This window comes from Streptomyces sparsus (genome assembly GCF_054776295.1).
This window is the reverse complement of the sequence record NZ_BAAHCA010001131.1, coordinates 1-1,403: the sequence shown is the minus strand read 5'-3', so window position 1 is coordinate 1,403 and position 1,403 is coordinate 1. Positions and strand designations below refer to the sequence as shown.

Below are 1,403 nucleotides of genomic sequence, written 5' to 3'. Positions count from 1 at the left end.
CCGCCGCGCACCGTCCCGACGCCGCCGGTGAGCTGCCCGAGCGGCACCCCGGAGCGGAGCGCGCGCTGGCACACCTGCACCGCATCGAGGCCGCGCTGCACCATCTGGCGGCCCCCCTGCAGAGCGCTCCCAGGGCACCGCTCGGTACCGTGTGACGGATCGGCCGCCCGCGTCGGCCGGCTCGATGTGGCGGATCCGCGCGGAATGGCCCACCGCGTGCTCCCGCTGGTCCAGACCAACTGTTACCGTCGGCGCGACGGAGTGCGGGCGGCGCGACCAGGCGCAGGGAAGAGGCGGTTCCATGGGTGTCACCGGAAGCGGACAGCGGGCCTACATCGGATCGTTCACCTCGGCGGGTGGCTGGGGGGTCATCACCGCCGCTGTCGACGCGGACAGCGGGGCGCTCGCGGAGCTGGGCCGGACCGACGCCGTACCGGATCCCTCGTACCTCGCGCTGGCGCCCGGTTCCGGCGTCCTCTACGCGGTGAGCGAGACGGAGGACGGTGCCGTCGCGGCCCTGTCCCTCGCCGACCCGGACGAACCCGCGCTCACCGCTCCGCCCATCACGATCGGAGGCGCGTCGCCCACCCACCTCACGGTGGCCGCCGGGCAGCTGTTCACGGCCAACTACACGTCGGGCAGCATCAGCTCACTCCCGGTGCGGGCGGACGGCGCGCCGAACGGCCGCCGGCTCACCGTGCTCGAGCACAAGGGCAGCGGGCCGAACGCGCAACGGCAGGAAGCACCGCACGCGCACGCCGTGGTCGCCGACGCCGACTGGCGGTGGCTGCTCGCCGCCGACCTGGGCACCGACTCGATCTGGATCTACCGCCTCAACCACGCGGGAGCCGCCCCCAGCCGCCACGAGGAAGTCCCGATGCGTCCGGGCAGCGGACCGCGCCACCTCGCGTTCCACCCCGGCGGTGACCGCCTGTACGTCATCCACGAGCTCGACTCGGTCGTCACGGTCTGCCGCTGGAGCGCCGAGGCGGGGCTGCTGGAGCCCGTCAGCGAGTGCCCCACCCGGCAGCCGGGCACGACGGGTGACAACCACCCGTCGGGGCTGGTCGTCTCGGCGGACGGCCGGTTCGCCTGGGCGGCGAACCGCGGTGACGACAGCATCGCGGTGCTCGCGCTCGACGGCGACCGGGCGGAACTGGTCACCACCGTGCCGTGCGGCGGCCACTGGCCCCGGGACCTGGCGCTGGACCCCACCGGGCGCCGCCTCTACGTGGCGAACGAGCGCTCCGGTGAGGTGGTCTGGTTCCGGCTGGATCCGGCCACCGGCATTCCGGAGCGCGCGGGTGCGCTGCGGGCCCCCGCAGTCAGTTGCGTCGTCTTCAGCTGACCGCGTCACCGCCTGCCGGGCGGTGACCACCGGAGGCGGTGGCGAACCGGCGGCG

1 protein-coding gene is annotated in these 1,403 nt (G+C 74.7%); it reads left to right on the top strand.

Annotated elements, in window-relative coordinates; genetic code table 11:
• Positions 1–301 precede the first annotated feature (301 nt).
• The gene (locus ACYVE9_RS26890) at positions 302–1,348 is read left to right on the top strand and encodes a lactonase family protein (RefSeq protein WP_461030498.1); all 1,047 of its coding nucleotides are present in this window, start codon (positions 302–304) and stop codon (positions 1,346–1,348) included.
• The last annotated feature ends 55 nt before the right edge of the window (positions 1,349–1,403 follow it).

Coding starts and splice junctions, on each gene's coding strand:
- ACYVE9_RS26890 (WP_461030498.1), top strand. CDS start 302: ATGGGTGTCACCGGAAGCGGACAGCGGGCCTACATCGGATCGTTCACC.